The organism is Corynebacterium sp. CCUG 70398, from assembly GCF_024454055.1.
Classification (GTDB): Bacteria; Actinomycetota; Actinomycetes; order Mycobacteriales; family Mycobacteriaceae; genus Corynebacterium; species Corynebacterium genitalium.
In genome coordinates this window covers 1-619 of sequence record NZ_JAGPYZ010000026.1, presented here as the reverse complement: position 1 = coordinate 619, position 619 = coordinate 1, and the positions used below count along the sequence as shown (strand labels likewise).

At 59.5% G+C, this 619-nt stretch carries 1 pseudogene; it reads left to right on the top strand.

Annotated elements, in window-relative coordinates:
• Positions 1-619 (top strand): annotated as a pseudogene (locus KBX07_RS11490) (IS3 family transposase); the annotation flags it as partial.

The following is a 619-nucleotide window of genomic DNA, read 5'->3' as shown; positions in this document are numbered from 1 at the left end:
GCGAGAAGCTCGGCGTCTCGGCGCACACGCTCAACAACTGGTTGAAACCTGTCAAAGCGTCCCCCGACGTTCAGCGGGGCACTGGCGAGTCGGTCGACGACGAACTGAAGCGTCTGCGGCAAGAGAACAAAGAGCTGCGCAGGGCAAACGAGATCTTGAAGACCGCGTCAGCTTTTTTCGCAGCGGAACTCGACCGTCCCACCAGAAGATGATCGAATACATCGACACGTATCGTGATCGCTTCGGGGTCGAGGCCATCTGTCGCACGTTAAGGCAGACAGAATGTGGGTTTATCACCTCTCGTGGCTACCGAGCAGCGAAAACACGAGCCCCGTCGGCCAGGAGCTTGTCAGACGCGCTGCTTATCCCCGAATTGGTGAAAGTCTTCGAGGACAACTTCAGCGTGTACGGGGTACGCAAGATGTGGAAGGCTATGCAGCGCGCCGGCTGGGACATCGGTCGTGATCAGACCGCACGGTTGATGAAACTCGCCGGCATCCAAGGCCGCAGAAGGGGCCGCACTCCGATCACAACGCTTCGGGCTGATGTCCCGGATTGTCGTCCTGATCTGGTCAATCGTGACTTCACCGCGTCAGCGCCGCACCGGCTGTGGGTCGCT